Origin of the sequence: Amycolatopsis albidoflavus (genome assembly GCF_039525725.1) — a bacterium.
Lineage (GTDB): Bacteria > Actinomycetota > Actinomycetes > Mycobacteriales > Pseudonocardiaceae > Amycolatopsis > Amycolatopsis albidoflava.
Genome location: NZ_BAAAHV010000012.1, coordinates 581,128 through 598,519 on the forward strand (window position 1 = coordinate 581,128; position 17,392 = coordinate 598,519).

At 70.0% G+C, this 17,392-nt stretch carries 12 protein-coding genes; 7 read left to right on the forward strand and 5 right to left on the reverse strand.

The window, feature by feature from the left end:
- Positions 1–78: 78 nt before the first annotated feature.
- The 3 genes from ABD156_RS21185 (at position 79) to ABD156_RS21190 (ending at position 2,521) form a co-directional block, all read left to right on the forward strand.
- Positions 79–435 carry a hypothetical protein gene (locus ABD156_RS21185; RefSeq protein WP_344276127.1) on the forward strand — a complete coding sequence of 119 codons (357 nt, stop codon included), beginning with the start codon at positions 79–81 and terminating at the stop codon, positions 433–435.
- 123 nt (positions 436–558) lie between these two features.
- The gene (locus ABD156_RS47835; RefSeq protein WP_350539873.1) at positions 559–831 is read left to right on the forward strand and encodes a DUF1883 domain-containing protein; all 273 of its coding nucleotides are present in this window, start codon (positions 559–561) and stop codon (positions 829–831) included.
- Positions 832–1,072: 241 nt separating this feature from the next.
- Entirely contained in the window at positions 1,073–2,521 is a 1,449-nt protein-coding gene (locus tag ABD156_RS21190; protein WP_344276130.1) for a hypothetical protein, read from the forward strand.
- Positions 2,522–2,535: 14 nt separating this feature from the next.
- Here the strand turns inward: ABD156_RS21190 and ABD156_RS21195 are convergent, their stop codons facing one another.
- The gene (locus ABD156_RS21195) at positions 2,536–3,441 is read right to left on the reverse strand and encodes a TIR domain-containing protein (protein ID WP_344276133.1); all 906 of its coding nucleotides are present in this window, start codon (positions 3,439–3,441) and stop codon (positions 2,536–2,538) included.
- Positions 3,442–3,479: 38 nt separating this feature from the next.
- On the opposite strand from ABD156_RS21195, the gene ABD156_RS21200 reads away from it, so the two are divergent.
- Complete coding sequence (locus ABD156_RS21200) at positions 3,480–4,301, forward strand: hypothetical protein (protein ID WP_344276136.1); 822 nt, start codon at positions 3,480–3,482, stop codon at positions 4,299–4,301.
- 204 nt (positions 4,302–4,505) lie between these two features.
- Here the strand turns inward: ABD156_RS21200 and ABD156_RS21205 are convergent, their stop codons facing one another.
- Positions 4,506–5,042, reverse strand: a complete 537-nt coding sequence (locus tag ABD156_RS21205) for a ricin-type beta-trefoil lectin domain protein (RefSeq protein ID WP_344276139.1) — start codon at positions 5,040–5,042, stop codon at positions 4,506–4,508.
- Positions 5,043–5,200: 158 nt separating this feature from the next.
- On the opposite strand from ABD156_RS21205, the gene ABD156_RS21210 reads away from it, so the two are divergent.
- The 3 genes from ABD156_RS21210 to ABD156_RS21220 are packed head-to-tail and all read left to right on the forward strand — an operon-like array spanning position 5,201 to position 7,216.
- The gene (locus ABD156_RS21210) at positions 5,201–5,596 is read left to right on the forward strand and encodes an XRE family transcriptional regulator (protein ID WP_344276142.1); all 396 of its coding nucleotides are present in this window, start codon (positions 5,201–5,203) and stop codon (positions 5,594–5,596) included.
- Positions 5,597–5,618: 22 nt separating this feature from the next.
- The gene (locus tag ABD156_RS21215) at positions 5,619–6,104 is read left to right on the forward strand and encodes a hypothetical protein (RefSeq protein WP_344276145.1); all 486 of its coding nucleotides are present in this window, start codon (positions 5,619–5,621) and stop codon (positions 6,102–6,104) included.
- Entirely contained in the window at positions 6,101–7,216 is a 1,116-nt protein-coding gene (locus tag ABD156_RS21220) for an MAB_1171c family putative transporter (protein ID WP_344276148.1), read from the forward strand. Before ABD156_RS21215 ends, ABD156_RS21220 begins: the two co-directional genes overlap by 4 nt.
- Here the strand turns inward: ABD156_RS21220 and ABD156_RS21225 are convergent.
- The 3 genes from ABD156_RS21225 to ABD156_RS21235 all read right to left on the reverse strand — a co-directional run bounded on the left by ABD156_RS21225 (position 7,210) and on the right by ABD156_RS21235 (position 17,196).
- Positions 7,210–8,157, reverse strand: a complete 948-nt coding sequence (locus ABD156_RS21225; protein ID WP_344276151.1) for a cytochrome P450 — start codon at positions 8,155–8,157, stop codon at positions 7,210–7,212. The genes ABD156_RS21220 and ABD156_RS21225 overlap by 7 nt on opposite strands.
- Positions 8,158–8,374: 217 nt before the next feature.
- Positions 8,375–12,715 (reverse strand): beta-ketoacyl synthase N-terminal-like domain-containing protein, encoded by a 4,341-nt coding sequence (locus ABD156_RS21230; protein WP_344276155.1) that lies wholly within the window; start codon positions 12,713–12,715, stop codon positions 8,375–8,377.
- A complete protein-coding gene (locus ABD156_RS21235) occupies positions 12,712–17,196 on the reverse strand; it encodes an SDR family NAD(P)-dependent oxidoreductase (RefSeq protein WP_344276158.1) in 4,485 nt (1,494 codons plus the stop codon). The genes ABD156_RS21230 and ABD156_RS21235 overlap by 4 nt, the downstream gene beginning before the upstream one ends.
- Positions 17,197–17,392: the final 196 nt, after the last annotated feature.

Genomic DNA, 17,392 nt, shown 5'->3' on the forward strand with positions numbered 1-17,392 from the left:
GCGACCACAACTAGCTGACGGCAACGATTCCGCGAAAACAGTGTGCGCTCCGGTCGCCACCGCAGTCAGAATCATCCCGTGGAGAACGTCATCGACCTGGATGCGGCCGCGCAGCAGATCTCGCAGCGGCGTGGCGAGTGGCATGACCTCGGCATTACCGCGGGCGAGACCACTTGGCGGGAGCAGGGCGAAGGATGGCCGCCCGCATTGAAAACCGATCGCGCGACGATCATCGACGCCGACTCGATTGGCGTTGAACTCGCCAAAGGCGCGCAGGAGGGAAGCGTCGTGCTGTTCACCGGCGGCTGGGCCGATTTCTGCTACTGGGCAGGTAACGCCGACGACCCCATCCTGGAGGCGCCCGGGTACCACGACCCGCTTGACGTCGGCACATTCGGCCAACTCCTTGATCGGCTCACCCAGCTGTTCGCATAGCCGCCCACCGGAATCGTCGGACCTGCGATGAAACGAATCCCCGGCGTACAGCGACTGTAGGCCGACACAGTGAGGCTTGAGCTCCGGGCAGCAAGTCTCAACCTCTCAAAGCGGTGGTGTGCAATGAGATTCGTATCTTGGGACCTCGGCCAGCAACCTGCGGGTGCCCGCGTCCGTGTCGATCTCAAAGGGACAGAGGCCAACGTTCGACTTCTCGATCCGACGAACTTCGCGGCGTACAAGGCCGGGCGTGGCCATAACTACGTCGGAGGACACTACAAGCGGTCTCCGGTCGTGCTGGCGATTCCGACCACTGGCCATTGGCATCTCACCATCGATTATGGCGGCTACGCCGGGAGCGGCCAGGCAAGCGTCACTGTCCTCCAAGGAAACTAAGCGCCGACGTCGTGCCGCATTCGGTCGACACTGCACCCGTTGCCGGACGAACAAGCTGCTCGGCTAGGGCGAAACTCTGGGTCGAGCGGTTTTCCCTCCGCGGCGCTCAGGGACTGCACGCAACAGCAGCTTGCACTCGGCGATCTGGGCTGTCGCGTTTGAAGAGCCTGGCGGACGATGGGGCCGGCCGAGGACGACGGGTGGCCGTAACGAAGCCGGCCCAGGCGCCGACTCAGGGCGCGTGAATGACTCCAGGACGATGGCCGAGCGCAAGTACCAGGACGTCGTCCGGCCGAATCGGGCTCGGCAGCTGGACGACATCAAGGCTGATATCGAACATCGCGCCGCGCACGGGCTGCGGCGACGGCTCGACACGTTGTTCACCGCGTGGGCCGAGAGGACGGAGGCCGCCGCCTACGAGCATCCGGTGGACGCGGTTCTCGGGGAGAACTCCGGCTTGGTCAAGGCCGCGATGGAGGAGCTCGGCGTTCCGGCCGAACGGCTGGCGGCCGTGCACGTCGGATCGGCTTTGGACGAGGACGTCTCCGCCCAGATGCAGCCGTTCGACGACGGCTCCGGTCTGGTTCTCGTCTCCGACGCGATACTGGCGCTGACCAACGTCTACGGCCTTCACGCCGGAGCCGCGCTGGGAGAGCTCGCCGGCTTCGGGTCCGCGAGGCAGATGTGGCAGTCCTTCCGGATGGCGACCGGCGGCGGGCTCGGCGAGGACCCGTTCTTCCTGACCGGGCTGCTCCGGTACTACAACGTGCACCAGCGGGTCTACGGCATCGCGGCGAAACTCGGCCGTACCGAGGAGCGGGCCGGGAACGACATCGTCGATCTGATCAACACTTCCGCCACGCAGTTCGTCCTCGGCCACGAGATCGCTCACCACGCGCTCGGGCACACCTCCGCTCCCAGCGCGTTCTCCCCCGGCGAGCACCTGCCTGCCTGTTCGGCCGACGCTCAGCGCGAACTCGACGCGGACCTGTTCGCCCACCGCGCCGTCGTCCGGGTGTTCGAGACGCAGCTCAGCGGCCGCCGGAAGTTCGGCCGCGGTCGGGGACGCGAGTCTCCCGAGATCAACGCGACCCTCGGCGCGCTGGTGGCGATCCTGACCGTGCACTCGACCGAGACCGCGCTCTTCATCCGGCGAGGCAATACCCACCCGCCCGCCGCCGAACGCGCCGCGCGGCTGCTCGACGGGCTGGGGCGCAGGGTTCAGCAGTTCTCCCCGTTGTTCCTTGGAAAGATGCTCTCCTCGACCGCGGCCTCGTCGGACTTCGGCGCCTCGGTCGAGCCGTTCGGCTGGGCGGCGTTCTACGCGGACCCGCGGGTGGACACCCCGCACCCCCGGAGCTACCTCGACCAGATCGCGCTGTTCGACCGCCTGCAGACCGCGCCCCGGGCACAGCTGCTCGAGGGACTCGCCCGCAAGAGCACGGACTCCTCCGGGATTCTCGCCAGGGGCGCCGCGGCCGCCCTAGAAGGAGACGTGCCCGGAGCCCTCGCGATCTGGGGTGTCGCGGACGAGTGGCAAGAACTCCTCCGCGACCGGCTGCAGCCGCTTTCCTTCCACACCGCCCTGACAGCGGTCAAGGAGGCGTTCGACGAGCAGGAACTGGACGAAGGGCTGGCCTTGCCGGGCTCCGTCGTGTGCACGGCCCTGCTCGCGGAGCAGCTCGCGTGACCCCGGACGGCCGGTTACCGACGGTCTTCCTCGATGAAGTCGACGACCTTGTGCCACAGCGACTCCGCGAACTCATCGGCAGCGAACAGCGCCGAGGCTACGGGGCCGTCGCCGTACCTGAGCGCGCCCTTTCGACGACCGGCGTCCCAGTGCACGGTCACTATTCCGTCGACGGCGGGCGGCCAAGGGCCGAGCCGAACCTCCAGGGAGTCCGGCACGGTCCGGCTCCACACGAGGGCGAGGTTCCAGACCTCGCGTCCGTTCTCCGCGAGGACCAGTTGCACCGACGTTTCCGAAGCCTGCACTCCGCAGGCGAAACCGTAATCCGGCAGCAGCCGCGAATGCCGCTCGAGAACCTGCCCGACCCGGGTCATCGCGTCCGCCAGCACACCGCGGGGGTCGAAGTGCACCGGCGCGACGCGCGGCAGCCTCGGCCCCGGAGCTTCCGCCACGACGTCCGCGACTTCTCTCGGCTCATGCCCTTCAGCCCGGGAAAGCGCGACTTTCCTTGCGACGAGCCGAGCCAGTTCCTCCGGAGAGTGGTCGGCGGCGCGCAGGTAGATGATCGCGGGATTGAGCAGTTCCGGAGGAATCTCGACGTCGTCCATCACCACGGGCAGGATGTAGTCGCCGCCGCGCCGCACGCTGACCGTCATGGCGGCGTAGAACTCGTCCATCGGGTACGCGCCGGCGATGTAGTCCTCGGACAGGAAGGGAATCACGTGGCGGACGGCCACCCCGCCGTAGACCCGGCGCAACTCGGTGATGACGTTCTTCCCCCAGAGCCGCACGGTTTCGTCGCGGTCGTAGAAGACCACGACCCCCAGCCCTTCGCAGGCACGGACGACCTGCTCGACGTAGTCGCGCTGGTTGCCGGAGAACGAGACCGCGACGTCGTACGTGCCGGAGCTGTCCGTCATCCGGCCATCCTAGAGCCATCCGCGACCGGTGGCTCCTGATGATCGCCTGGGCGGATCTTGTTCCGCAGTACGAGAATTCGTCCGACGACGCGTTGCACACAGCACTCGGGGCCGCACTGCTCGGCGAGGGGCTGGGCGTCTCGCCGACGGACCGGGCCCGGCTGGGCAGGTTCGCGAAGAGCTGGCTCGCCAACAAGGGCGACGAGATGATTCAGCGGATCAAGGCCACCGACACCTACCGGATCTGGGCGGAGACCGCTGGTCCCGGTCAGCTCGCCGAGAACGGGGTACTGGCCGGGGCGCTGCACGAGCAGGGCAGCGACGACCGGGTCGCGGCGGTGCTCGGCGAGGCGCTGGCACGCGATACGGCGGCTAAGCACACGCGCAGCTACGATGTCGCGGTCTCGTTCACCGACGAGGTGGGCGAATACGTCCGTTCCGTGGTGGAGGCCGCCCGGACGCTGGGCTTGGTCGTCTTCTTCGAGCCCGACATGACTTTCGAGTGGTGGGGGCGGAACTTCCTCGTCGAGGGGCGCAAGGTCTACGGGCAGCGCGCGTGGCACTTCGTCCCGTTCTTGTCGCCCGCATACCTGGCCGCCGCGCACGCGCGCGACGCTTTCGCCACCGCGATCGAGGCCGCCACGCGGCGAAACGACGACTACGTGCTGCCCGTCCTCGTGGACCAGTCGGAGGTGCCGGCCGAACTGCTCAACCCCGCCACCGGTTTCCTCCGCACCAAAGACCACACGCCTGCCGAGCTGGCGGCGCACTTGCTGGCCAAGGTCCGCCGAACCAAGGCCGATGACACCGCCGCGCGTGATTTCGGCACCGCCGTGCGGAACTCCGGCACTGGCACCTGAATGAGCCAGGGTGCCAGCGTCCGACCCGGACTTGTCTGAGCAAGATCCCCGGCTGGGCGAAGCACCCTCAACAACGGACGTCGCGGAGCTCGAATTCACAGTCCGCAACAGCCTCTGCCTCCCGGCCCTTCGCCGTTGTCGGCGGATCGGAGTTCCCGCTGAACCGGGCGGAGCCCCGCGAAAGGCTCCGCCCGGTTCGCGCCATCAGCTGTGCAGGAAGTGCGCGTCCCAGCCCTGCAGGGGGGCGAAGTTGTTGCACTGCCCGACAAACGTGTACACGCCCTTCTTGTTCACCTGGTCCAAACCGAACTGGATGCAGGTGCCCAGGAGGCGGTTGCGGATGGTCCCGTCGTCGTAGAAGACCCACTGCTGTTCGGCTCTGCCGTTGCAGCCCCAGCCCTCCAGGCGCGGGGTCGGGTCGCCCAGGCCGGTCGCGGACGGGGACAGGCAGCGGCCGTCGTTGGTGCTGTGGATGGAGCCGTCCGGGGCGATCGCCCATTGCTGGTTGTAGCTGCCGTTGCAGTTGTAGGTCCAGACTTTGCGGCCGTCGCCTCTGCTGTCGTCCGAGTCTTCGTCGATGCACTTCGTGCCGTTGAAGTAGTACGAGCCGAAGGCGTAATAGCCCACCGGCTGGACCGGCTTGGGGGCGGCGGCGGGGGCCGCGGACGCGGGGGCCGCGGTGAACATCGAGCCGGCCAGGGCCAGTGCGCCGATCGCGCCGGCCAGGAGCTTTCGCTTCATGGTGCTTCTCCTTGATTTCGGGGTGTTAGCTGACATGAGTGCGATCTGATCTTTCATTCATCTCAGCTGATATCCGATCCTGGATGACGGGGCGGCCGATGTCAACTAAGATGAATCCGGAAGCCGTACATGTTCACGCCAGCAGAGGAAGGCTGCCGATGGCCTCGCTCGCCGAGAAGATCGAGAAGCTGTTCGACGTCGTGCGCAAGCCGGGCCGCGATCAGTACTCCAGCGAAGAGGTCGCGAGCGCGTGCCGGGAGGCGACGGGCGAGACCTTCTCGGCTACCTATCTGTGGCAGCTGCGCACGGGCCGCCGGGACAATCCCACCAAGCGGCACCTCGAGGCGCTGGCCGGGTTTTTCCAGGTCCCGCCCGCGTATTTCTTCGACGACGAGCAGAGCGCCCGGATCGCCGAGGAGCTGGAGCTGCTCGGCGCGCTGCGCGACGCGGGGGTGCGGGACGTGGCGCTGCGCGCGGTGACCCTCTCCAGGGCCGGGCTGGGCACCATCAGCGACATGATCGACGCGATCGCGCGAAGAGAAGCGGGCGAGTAAGGCGGAACTGGGGGGTCGGTTCGTGGATCGCAAGCTGTGGCGAAGATGCCGGAAACTGGCCGGCGACCTGGACCTGCCGGAGCCCTTCGACCCGGCCGAGTTCGTCCGGGGCGTCGCCGCCGGGCGGGGCAGGCCGATCGAGCTGCTGCCGGCCAGAGTGATCGGGGGGCCGTGCGGGCTGGTGATGTCCACCGACCGCGCCGACTACATCCTGTTGCCCGCCAACACTTCCGCGCTGCACCGGCAGCACATCCTGTTGCACGAAATCGGGCACCTCGTGTGCGGGCACGCCGGCAGCGTCGACGTCGGTGCGCTCCTGCCCACCCTCTCCCCCGAACTCGTCCAGCGGGTGCTCGGCCGTTCGGTGTACACCGAGGTGCAGGAGCAGGAGGCGGAACTGCTCGCCACCCTGGTCGCGCACCGTGCGGCCCGCGGGCACGAGCCCGAGCCTGCCGGGGACGCGCTCGTTTCGCGCGGGCTGGCTTTGGTGGAGCGGTGGTTCGGGTGATCGAGGCGATCGGTTACTCCGGCTGTCTGTGCGCGCTGCTCGCGGTGGCCGCGAAGGTGGAGTCGCGCCGGCCGGTGCCGCCGCCGGGGATCAGGTACCTGGGCATGTTCATCGGCTGCTTGACCGCCGGGATGACCCTGCTCGCCGTCGGGGGCGGCAATACCGCGAGCTTGCTCGGCGACGAGCTGAAACTCGCCTCGCTCGCGTTCCTCGTCCTGTTCGCGCGATCGCTGTCGCCGGGAGAGCCGACGCGGCGGCAGGTCCGCTGTTCCCTGCTCGTGACCGGCGAACTGCTGGCGGTCAACGCCGTTCTGTTCGCCGCCGCCGACGCCAGGGAGATCGCCGGGAACACTGTGGTGAGCAGGGTCGGCGTCCTGCCGTTGCTGATCTACTACGTGATCTACACCTTGGCCGCCGCGTCGGCGTTGTCGCTGTTCATCCTCCTCATCTGGCGGTACGCCAAGCGGATGACGCCCGGCTCGCTGCGGCGCGGGCTCCAGTTGATCATCGCCGGAGCCTCGGCCGGTCTGTTGTGGACAGCGTGGGCGGTGGAGGACATCTACAGCTTGCTGGCGGCCGGTCGGGTCAGCGCCGCTGAGGACACTCCGTCGGTGCTGCTCGGGGCGGTGGCCGTGACGCTCGCCGCCGCGGGCGCGACACTTTCCGCGTGGGGACCGCGGCTGGGCGCGCCCGTGCGGTGGCTGCGGGCCTATCTGGGGTACCGCCGGCTCGGTCCGCTGTGGACGGTGATGCGGGAGGCGGTGCCGGGCATCGTCCTGAACACCGGCGGCGGGGTCCATCTCGCCCTCTACCGCCGGATCATCGAGATCCGGGACGGGCACCTGGCGCTGCGGGAGCATTTCGATCCCGCGGTGGCCGAGCGCGCGGCGTACCTCGCCCGGCGCGCTGGCATCGCCCCGCAGCGGATACCCGCCGCTGTCGAGGCCGCTTTGATCGTGGCCGCGCTGGCCGCCCACCGCGAAGGGCGCCGTTTCCGCGCTGCGGCGGACTACCGGCCGTCCGGCCTCGCTCCGACCATCGCCGCCGAGACCGCTTGGCTCACGGCGGTTTCCCGGGAACTCCGCTGGCCGGGCACGTACCGGCTTCAGTAAAGCTCCGCGGTATCCGGGACGAACCGCACCGGCAGGGTGCTGTACCCGGTCAGGAAGTTGGAGTGAATCCGCCTTGGTTCGCCGACGACCTCGAACCCGGTCGCGTACTTCCGGAGCGCCGAAAGCAGCTCAGCGATCTCGATCCGCGCCAGCTGGGCGCCGACGCAGTAGTGCGGGCCGTAGCCGAAGGCGAGGTGTTTGTTCGGGGTGCGGCGGAGGTCGAAACGGTCCGGGTCCGCGAAGACGGTGTCGTCGCGGTTCGCCGAACTGAGCCACAGCGTGACGATCTCCCCCGCCGCGACGGGATGACCGGCGATTTCGGTGTCAGCGATCGCAGTGCGGCCGAAGTGCATTGCGGGAGTCGACCAGCGCAGGACCTCGTCGGTGGCGGTGGGCAGAGCGACGTCTCCGTTGCGCAGCAGATCCCATTGCGAAGGGTGAGCAGCGAGGGCGCGGACGGCCTCGATCATGGACAGGCGGCTCGTCTCGTCGCCGCCGATGAGCAGGCTGTAGCAGTTCAGGACGATCTCTTCGGCCGACAACGCAGTGGCAGCCAGTGCGCTGAGGACATCGTCGGCGGGGGCGGCACGGCGCTCGGCCAGCCGGCCGGTGAAGTAGGCCAGGATTTCGTTGCGGGCCAGAGTCGATTCCAGCTCGTCGGAGTCGCGGTCCTCCGAGCTGAGGGCGCGTTTTGTTTGCGTCAGAAGGAAATCGTGATCGCTCTCGGGTACGCCCAGGAGGTGTCCGACCGTCGTGATGGGGATGCGGCTGGCGACGTCGGCGGCGAAGTCGCAATCGCCGCGCGAGACGGCGTCGGTGATCAGGGTGCGCGTGTTCCGGCGGACTTGGCGAGTGAGTCGGGCGAGCGCCGCGGGGGTGAAGGCGCGTTGCAGGATCTGGCGGAGTTCGCGGTGGCGCGGGCCGTCGGTGACCGCGAGCATGCGGCCGGACGCGGAGTCTCCCCGGCCAGCAGGGTGACCAGGACGTTGCCGCGTTCGGACGTGTAGTGGGCGGCGTCGCGGTAGACGGCCAGGACGTCCGCGTGCCGCGACACGACCCAGAAGCCGTGCGGTTCGTGGCGGTAGACCGGGCTGTCCGCGCGGGTGGAGCGCCAGAACTCGGTGAGGTCGGACTCGAAGGTACGAGGGTCGGCCAGGTTCATCGGAGTGCGTTGAGCTCGCCGGCGAGGGCGCGGATCGTCGAGTGGTCGAACAGGGTCGCGGCGGGCAGGTCGACGTCCAGGTGTTCGCGGAGCCGGGCGAGCAACTGGGTGGCTTGCAGCGAGTTGCCGCCGAGTTCGAAGAAGTCGCTGTCCAGGTCGAGGTCGGGGACGCCAAGGGTTTCTTCCCACAGTCGCAGCAGGCTTCGTTGCAGGTCGGTCGCGTCGGCCAGGTCCTCGCGCACTACCGGGGCGAGGTGGTGCGCGGGCGTCGGGGCGGCAGGGGGTTCCATCCGCTGGGCGGCTTCGCGGCCGACTTCGGCGAGGCCGCGCGGGGCGGCGATCACTTGCGGGCCGAGGCGGGCGGCGAGGATGCGCCAGAGCAGGTCGAGGCCTTCGCTGGTGCGGAGGTAGTTGCTGTGCGGATCGTCGGACGCGAGCATGCCGGTCTCGCTCCAGGCGTCCCAGTTGACCGACACGGTGTGCCGCGGGCCAGGCGGGCTGGCGTGGGCGAAGGCGTCGAGATAAGCGTTGGCGGCGAGGTAGTCGGCTTGGCCGTAGTAGGTCGGGACGAGCGCGGTGACTGAGGAGAACAGGACGAGGAAGTCCGGGTCCTGGCCGAAAACCCGGTCCAGGACCTGGGTTCCGGTGACCTTCGGGGCGAGCACGGCTTCGACGTCCTCGCGGCGGCGGACCGCCATCATGCCGCCGCCGGGGCTGCCCGCGGCGTGGAAGATGCCGTCGACGCGGCCGCAGGTGTCGCGGATCCGGCGCATGTCGGGTTCGTCGGCGACGTCCGAGACCTGGACCAGGACGGAGCCGCCCAGAGCCTCGATCTCCTTGAAGCGCCTGATGGTCTGCTTGCGGATCGGGCACGGGCCTTCGGCGAGGTAGGTGTCCCAATCGGGCCGGTCGGGGAAGCTGGAGCGGCCGACCAGGACGAGCCGGGCGCGGACCAGACGGGCGAGGTCTTCGGCGAGCGCCAGGCCGATACCGCCTAGTCCGCCGGTGATCAGGTAGGTGCCGCGTTCGCGCAGCAGCGACGGCAGGGATTGCGGCGGGTTGCTCGGCAGGGGGCGGATTTCGCGGACCCAGCGGCGGCGTCCGCGCAGGGCGACCTGGTCGTCCGCGGCGGCGAGTTCGGCGAGGACCTGCTGTGCGTCCGCGGGCATCGCGAGGTCGACGACGCGGCTCGACAGGTTCGGGATCTCCTGATTGACCATGTGGTGCGGGCCGAGGACGGTCGCTTTGGCGGGGGTGACCGGGTCGGTGCCGGTGACCTCGTGCAGGCCCGTGGCGAGGACGGTCAGGGTGATCGGGACCGAGATCTGCCGACGCGCCAGAATCCGGCCGAGCGCGAGCAGGCTGTACAGGCCGTGGTCGAGGCTTTCCTCGTCGAGCAGCCAGGCGTGCACGATGCGGCGGGGTGCCAGTCCGGCGGCGGCGAGATCGGTCAACAGGGCGTCGTAGTCGTCGGGGTTGGCTGGGCGGAGCGTGTACCGGCCGGGGGCGCGGCGGGCGAACTCGGCGCCGGGTTCGGCTCGGACGACGGTGGCTCCGGCGCGGCGGAGGTCGTCGAGGACCTGGTCTACGACCGGCGAGCCTGCGGTGAAGACGAGCCAGGGTTCGCCGGGGGTGACGCCGACGCTGGTCTGGTCGAGGGGTTGTTCGGCCCAAGTGGGCAGTTCGAGCGGCGTGGTTTCGGCTGCCGGCTGGGCGGTCAGCGGCACGCCGTACATGCCTGCCAGCGGCGGACGTCCGGGATCCGGGTCGACCCAGGCGTGGACGCGTTGGTACGGGTAGCCGGGCAGCGGCACGCGGCGGCGGTTCTCCCCCGCCCAGAACGTGTCCCAGTCCGGTTCGATTCCGGCGGACCAGAGGGTGCCGAGCGCGCGCAGCAGCAGGTCGGAGTCGGTGCGTTTGTCGGCGCGGTGGCGCATGGAAGAGACGATGGCCGGGGCGGGGGCGGTTCGAGTTTCGCGCCAGTGCAGGCGTGCGATGGTGGACAGTGCGCCGCCGGGGCCGACTTCGAGCAAGGCGTGCTCTCCGTTGTCCCACAACGTGTTCAGTGCGTCGGCGAAACGGACCGGCTGACGCAGTTGCCGGACCCAGTATTCCGGGTCGCGGGCCTGGCCGGCGGTCAGCCAGTCGCCGGTGACGCTCGAGACGACCGGGATTTCCGGGGCGCGGAACTCGATGTCCGCGAGGGCGGCGCGGAACTTCGGGAGGATCGGGTCCATCAGCGCGGAATGGAAGGCGTGGTCTACGGGAAGCGGGACGCAGCGGATTCCCTTGTCTGTCAACTGGTTTCGGAGCAGATCCATGAGGTGCACGGGCCCGGAGGCGACGGTGTTGCGGGCGCTGTTGACCGCGGCGATCTGCAAGCCCTCCGGCAGTTCGGCGCGCAGGTCGTCCTCGGACAGCGGGACGGCGAGCATCGCGCCGGGAGCGGTGCTCGCCATGAGTTCGCCGCGCAGGACGACCAGGTTGGCGGCGTCTTCGAGGCTGAAGCATCCCGCGACGCAGGCCGCGGCGTACTCGCCGATGCTGTGTCCGGCGAGGGCTCGGGGCCGAATGCCCCAGTGCGTCCACAGCTGGGCGAGGGCGTATTCGACGGCGAACAGCGCGGGTTGGGCGAGGTCCGTGGTACGCAGGGTTTCCTGGTCCAGGTCGATGCCGAGGAGTTCGGCGCAACGGTCGAGTTCGCGGCGGAACACCGGTTCGCGTGCGGCGAGTTCGCGGCCCATTCCCGCGTATTGCTCGCCCTGCCCCGGGAACAGGAACGCGACTGCCGGCGGACGTCGTGGGGCCGGCGGACGGCCGTCGACGGCCAGTTCTTCCAGGCGTTGAGCCAGATTCTCGTCAGGCGCGGCCACCAGGGTACGGCGGTGTGCGTGTGCGGCCCGGCCGCGGTGGAGGGTGTGGGCCAGGTCGGCGACGTCGAGGCCCGGGTTCGCGCGCACGGTCTCGGCCAGCGCGCGGACGGCGGCGTTGGCCGCGGCTTCGCTCCGGCCGGAGACGGTGATCAGCTGCCGGGGCCGCGTGCTGGCTTCGGTGGCGACAACCGGGGCTTGGGTGAGCACGACGTGGGCGTTGGTGCCGCCGATGCCGAAGGAGCTGACACCCGCCGCGCGGCGAACCTGCGGCCAGTCGCGGAGTTCCGTGTTGACGAAGCAGGGGCTGGACTCGAAGCCGACGTCCGGGTTGGGTTCGGCGAAACCGGCGCTCGCCGGGATTTGTCCATTGTGGATCGAGAGCGCGGTTTTGACGAGGCCCGCGATCCCCGCCGCGGAGCCCAGGTGGCCGATGTTGCCCTTGACCGAGCCGATGGGGACGTCGCCGCAGCCCGCCAGCACGGTGGTCAGCGCCTCGACCTCGATCGGGTCGCCGACGGTGGTGCCGGTGCCGTGGCATTCGACGTAGCCGAGGTCGGCGGCGGCGAGTCCGGCGCGGGCGAGCGCGGTCCGGACGAGTTCTACCTGGCCGATGATGCCGGGCGAGGTGAAGGTGAACCGGCGGGATCCGTCGTTGTTGACCGCGGAGCCGCCGATCACCGCGTAGATGTGGTCGCGGTCGGCGACGGCGTCGGCGAGGCGTTTGAGCGCGACGACGCCCGCGCCGGAGCCGAAGACGGTTCCGTCGGCGGCGGCGTCGAAGGGGCGGCACCGGCCGGTGCGGGACACGATGGCGCCCTCGTGCCAAAGGTAGCCGTGGCCGTAGGGCAACTGGACGTCGGCGGCTCCGGCGAGGGCGAGGTCGCAGTCGCCCTGCCGCAGGGATTGCGCGGCCAGGTGCACCGCGACGAGGGCCGAGGAGCACGCGGTGGAGACCGCCAGGCTGGGGCCGTCCAGGCCGAGGCGGTGCGAGACGTTCGTGGCCAGGTAGTCGTTTTCGTTGCCCACGCTCCACTCCAGCGACGCGAGCGCGGCGCGGGCGGCTGGGTCGCGGCTGACGTGCAGGGCGCCGTAGAGGTTCGGGGCGGCGGAACCGAACACTCCGGCTCGCCCGGGGACGCGGCCGGTGTCGTAGCCGGCGTTCTGGAGCGCGGCGTGCGCGCATTCGAGGAACAACCGGTGCTGCGGGTCGGTGGCCCTGGCCAGCTCCGGGCGGTAGCCGAACAGGTCCGCGTCGAATCCGGCCAGGTCGTCTACGAGCGCGGCGGCGCGGACGTAATCGGGGTCGGCGATGCGGGTGAGCGGGACTCCGGCCTCGCGGAGTTGCTCCTCGGTGCGGTCGGCGATCGAGGCGACGCCGCCGCGGAGGTTCTCCCACAACTGGCCGACCTCGTTCGCGCCGGGGAAACGGCAGGCCAGGCCTACGATCGCGATCTGGTCGCTCATCGTGCTCCTCGGTCGGTCAGGGTGGCCGAGACGGAGCGCACGGTCGCGGATTCGAACAGCGCGCCCGAGCTCAGCGCGATGCCGTAGCGCTGTTCGATCTGGTCCACGATGTGCACGGCGGCGAGCGAACTGCCGCCCACGTCGAAGAAGTCGTCGTCGAGGCCGATGTCGGGGTTGCCGAGCAGGTCTGTCCACAGTTGACGGACGACCTCGACGACTGGCTGCCCGGCTGGGGCGGGCGGCGGGGTCGGCTCGGCGGCGGGTTCCGGTGCGGACGGAGCGCCCAGGTGGTCGACGATCACCGTAGCGGGCAGGTCGCGGCTGAGAGCATCGAGGAAGATCCGCGCGCCTTCCGCTGGGGCGAGTTGCGGATCGCGCGACGTTGCCGCCGGGGCGGCGGGGCGGCTGAAGTCGGTGCGGGGCACGGCGCGGAAGGTCAGCGAGCGGATCGCGACGAGGTGTTTGCCGGTCTCGGTGTCGTGGAGGTCCACGTCGACTACGCGGGTGGTGCTGGTTTGCTCGCGTAGCTGGGAGCGGGCGGTGACCCGGCTGGTCAGGCGGTCGAAGACGGCGATCGAGCGGTAGCGGAACGGGACGAACACCGCGTCGGCGGTGGTGTCGATCAGGGTGGCGGTCGCGACGTCGAGCAGAGCCGGGTGCAGGAGGTGCTCGCGGAGGTCGGCGTGGAACTTTTCGGGCAGTTCGAGTTCGGCGACCGCTTCGTGTTCGTCGCGCCATCGGCGGACTTCGCTTTCCCAGCGCGGGCCGAATCCGAAGCCGGGACCTGCCGCTGCCGTGGGCACCTGCGGGACAGCGCTGGGGCGCGACGAGCTGGCGAGTTCGGGTTCGGCACCGGAGGCTTCGATTGATCCCTCGGCGTGGTCCGTCCACTCCCCTTGCCCCTGCACGGGTTTCGAGCGCAGGCGGAAGCGATGGCCGCCAGGTGCGGCGGAGACGGCTACCTCGACGTAGTGGGGCTCGGTGACGGGCAGGGAACGCAAGATCAGCACGTCGCGCAGGCCGACCGGTGACGTGTCCGGCAGGAGGGCTCGCGCGGCGGTGACGGCGAACTCCAGCATCGCGGTGGCGGGCAGGACCGCGACGCCGCCGAACTGGTGTTCGTCGAGCTGCCAGGTCTGTCCGGGGGTGATCACGACGCGGTGGCCGGGGGTGTCGGTCATGCCGGTTCGGTCCCAGGCGGGCCAGGCGATCGAGAGCGTCCGGGGGTGGCGGAGGCGGTGGTGGGCGGCGTGGGCGTTGAGGAACGCGTTGGCGGCGGCGTAGTCGGCGCTGCCGCGGAGGCCGGACACTCCGGCGTGGCTGGAGAAGTAGACGAGGAAGTCGAGGTCTCTTCCGGACAGGGCGTGTTCGAGTGCGAGAGTGCCGTGCACCTTCGGTCGCAGGACACTGTCCACATCGGACCGGGAGCGGCGTTCGATCAGGCCGCCGCCGGCGATTCCGGCGGCGTGGACGACTCCGTGCGGGCCTCGGCCGAACGTCCGCTCGACCTCGGCGAAGGCACTGCTCAGGGATTCGGAGTCGGTCACGTCGGCGTTGAGCACCGCGACGGTCGCGCCCGCTGCTTCGAGTCGCGCGATCCCCGGGGTGCGGGCGGCGGAGCGGCCGAGCAGGGCCAATCGCGGGCGGAGGCCGGTGTCCGCCAGTGCCTGCGCGATGACCAGGCCCACTCCCCCGAGGCCGCCGGTGATCAGGTAGATCCCGTTCTCCCGCAAAGGTCGTGGCTCGGCCGGAGCGTCGTCGACGGGCACGATGCCGGGCAGCCACCGGGTGCGGCCGCGCAGGGCGACGTGGGGTGCGGTCAGGGTGGCGAGTTCGGCGGCCAGGACAGAGGTCACCGCGACCGGGCCGACGTCGATCAGTACGCAGCGGAGGCTGGGGATCTCTCGTTCGACGGTGCGGGCGAAGGCATTCAGCATCGCGCGGGCGGGGTTGAGCGGTTCGGCGCCGGTCAGGTCGACTGCGTTCCGGACCAGGATCGCCAGGGTGGCCGGGGTGGACCGGAGTTGCTTCGCCAGGGTTTGGACGCAAGCCAGGACGCTGTAGAGGCCGGTTTCCAGGTCGGGGCTGTCGTCGTCGGTGACGCCGAGGGCGTGAACGATCAGCTCGGGTACCGCAGTTTCGCGCAGGGCCTCGACGGTGGGCAGGTCGGTGGCGTGGTACCCGGCTGTGGATACGGCATCCGTTACCCACTGGGCGTTCTCCGATCGGAGGACCAGTGCTCGTCCGCCGCGAACGGTGGTCGTTGGTGCCTCGCTGCCGGGTTGCCAGCGCTCGTGCAGCAGCGTCCATCCGGCGGGTTTCGGCACGTCGCTGGTGGCTGGGCCGTGGTACTCGACCCAGTGCCGCCGTCGTTGGTAGGGATAGCCGGGCACTGGGATCCGGCGGGCGGGGCGCGGGACGCGGCTGCGCCAGTCGATGTCCTGACCGTGGACCCACAGGGTGGCCAGAGCGTCGTCGAGGCCGGTGCCGGACAGGACGGGCAGGGTCCGCGACGACGCGGTGCCGGGGCCGATCAGCACCGTCAGGTCCGCTCGCGGCTCGATCCTTTGTGGACTCTCCGCGCCGCTCAGCACGCGTTCCGCAAGCTGGCGCGAGATCTCGCCCTCGCGGAAGGCTTGTGCGGCCAGTGTGCCGACGCCGTCTCCGGACACGCTCTCCGGCCGCACTCCCCAGCGGGTCAGGCAGGTGGCCATCGCGTACTGGAGGACGAAAAGAATCGGACGGGCGTGGTCGGGCGCGCCACCCGCGAGCCACGGGGCACGCAGCTGTCCGGCTAGGGGTTCGAAGACCTCGAAGGCGGCGTCGCAGACGTCGCGGAAGTCGGGCTCGGCGGCGTAAAGACCGGTCGCCAACCCGGGTTGCCACGCCGATTCGTCCGGGAAGTGCAGGCCCACACTGCGGGGACGGTCGTCCGAGCTGAGGACGCTGGACGCCAGCTGCGCGAGGAAATCGTCACGGTCGCGGGCCACCACCGCCGAACGCACCGCCCGGGCAGTCCGGCCGACCTGGAGCGTGTGAGCTGCGGCGGCGAACAGCGCCGGGTCGAGGTCGGCGAAGTAGCCGCGGAGGCGGTCGCGAAGCTCGGTCTCGGCGGTCCGGTCGTCCGCCGACCAGATGACGATCTGCGCCCCAGACGGAGGCGGGCCGGGCTCGATCGGCGGGGCCTCTTCCAGGATGACGTGGGCGTTCGTGCCGCCGATGCCGAAGGAATTCACACAAGCGCGGCGGACCGAACCCGGCTGACGGGGCCACGGGCGAGACTCGGTGAGCACCTCGAACGGCGAGTCGGCGAGGCCCAGTTCCGGGTTCACCGCGTCCACGTGGATGCTCGCGGGCAGCCGCTCGTGGTGCAGCGCGAGGACGGTCTTGATCACGCCCGCCACTCCGGCCGCGGTGCCGAGGTGGCCGACGTTGGACTTCACTGAGCCGAGCAGGCAGGAACCCGGCGGCAGGGGTTGCCCGGCGAGCGCGCGGAACGCCTGGGTCATCGCGGCGACCTCGGTGCGGTCGCCGATGCCCGTACCGGTGCCGTGGGCTTCGAAGTACGAGATCGTGCTCGGGTCGATCTCCGCCGCGGTGAACGCGCCGGTGATGCAGTCGGCCTGTCCGTCGACGCTCGGCGCGGTGAAGCCGGTGCCGCGTCCGCCGTCGTTGTTCACCATCGAACCGCGCACGACCGCGTGGACGGTGTCGCCGTCGGACAGCGCGTCGGAGAGCCGTTTGAGCACGATCGCGCCGACGCCGTCGCCGAAGTTCGTGCCGGTGGCCGTGCTGGAGAAGGGGCGGCACGAGCCGTCCGCGGAGTTGACTCCGCCGGGCACGTGCACGAATCCGCGTTCGCTCTGCGGGTCGATCATCGAACCGCCGACGAGCGCGAGTTCGCAATCGCCCGCGAGCAGCGCTTGACGCGCGAGGTGCAGGGCGACCAGCGAGGTGGAGCAGGCGGTGCGGACGGTCAGGCTCGGCCCGGTCAGCCCGAGGCGTTGCGCGACGCTGGCGGCGAAATAGTCCGGGTCGTTGTTGAAATCCACGGCGAGCTGGCCGACCGAGCGAAGCAGGCGGGCGTCCGGCTCCACGTGTTCGCTGGCGTACCGGTTGCTGCCCGCGCCGGCGAAAACGCCGATCCGGCCGGGGAAATCGGCGGGCACCTGCCCGGCGTGCTCCAGCGCAGCGTGGCCGACCTCGAGGAACACCCGGAACTGAGGGTCGCGGATCTCGGCTTCTCGCGGGGTGAGGCCGAAGAACGCGGCGTCGAAGTCGTAGGGCGCGTCGATGCGGGGACGGCCGCGCACATAGCCAGGCATGGCGAGGCGTTTCGGGTCTTCTCCGGCGCGCAGGATCTGGTCGTCGGAAAGCGCGGAGAGGCAATCCCGGCCGTCGAGGAGATTCCGCCAGAATGCGCCGAGGTCATTCGAACCCGGAAACCGGACCGCCATCCCGACTACGGCGATCGGCTCCATATCCACCCCTCACCATTTCACTCTCGGCGGAGAGCTGATACGCGCATTGCAGCACACACGCCGGCGCGGCAGCCAGCATTTCGGACAGAGCCGAAGGGAGCGTCGCACCAGGAGGAGCACCTGGTCAGAACTTGACCGGGCCGGGCGGGGAACGAAACAATGCGGGCACATCTCGGCCCCGCTCGGGCTCGCTGGC

Coding starts and splice junctions, on each gene's coding strand:
- ABD156_RS47835 (WP_350539873.1), top strand. CDS start 559: ATGAGATTCGTATCTTGGGACCTCGGCCAGCAACCTGCGGGTGCCCGC.
- ABD156_RS21195 (WP_344276133.1), bottom strand. CDS start 3,441: ATGACGGACAGCTCCGGCACGTACGACGTCGCGGTCTCGTTCTCCGGC.
- ABD156_RS21200 (WP_344276136.1), top strand. CDS start 3,480: ATGATCGCCTGGGCGGATCTTGTTCCGCAGTACGAGAATTCGTCCGAC.
- ABD156_RS21205 (WP_344276139.1), bottom strand. CDS start 5,042: ATGAAGCGAAAGCTCCTGGCCGGCGCGATCGGCGCACTGGCCCTGGCC.
- ABD156_RS21210 (WP_344276142.1), top strand. CDS start 5,201: ATGGCCTCGCTCGCCGAGAAGATCGAGAAGCTGTTCGACGTCGTGCGC.
- ABD156_RS21225 (WP_344276151.1), bottom strand. CDS start 8,157: ATGCTCGCGGTCACCGACGGCCCGCGCCACCGCGAACTCCGCCAGATC.
- ABD156_RS21230 (WP_344276155.1), bottom strand. CDS start 12,715: ATGAGCGACCAGATCGCGATCGTAGGCCTGGCCTGCCGTTTCCCCGGC.
- ABD156_RS21235 (WP_344276158.1), bottom strand. CDS start 17,196: ATGGAGCCGATCGCCGTAGTCGGGATGGCGGTCCGGTTTCCGGGTTCG.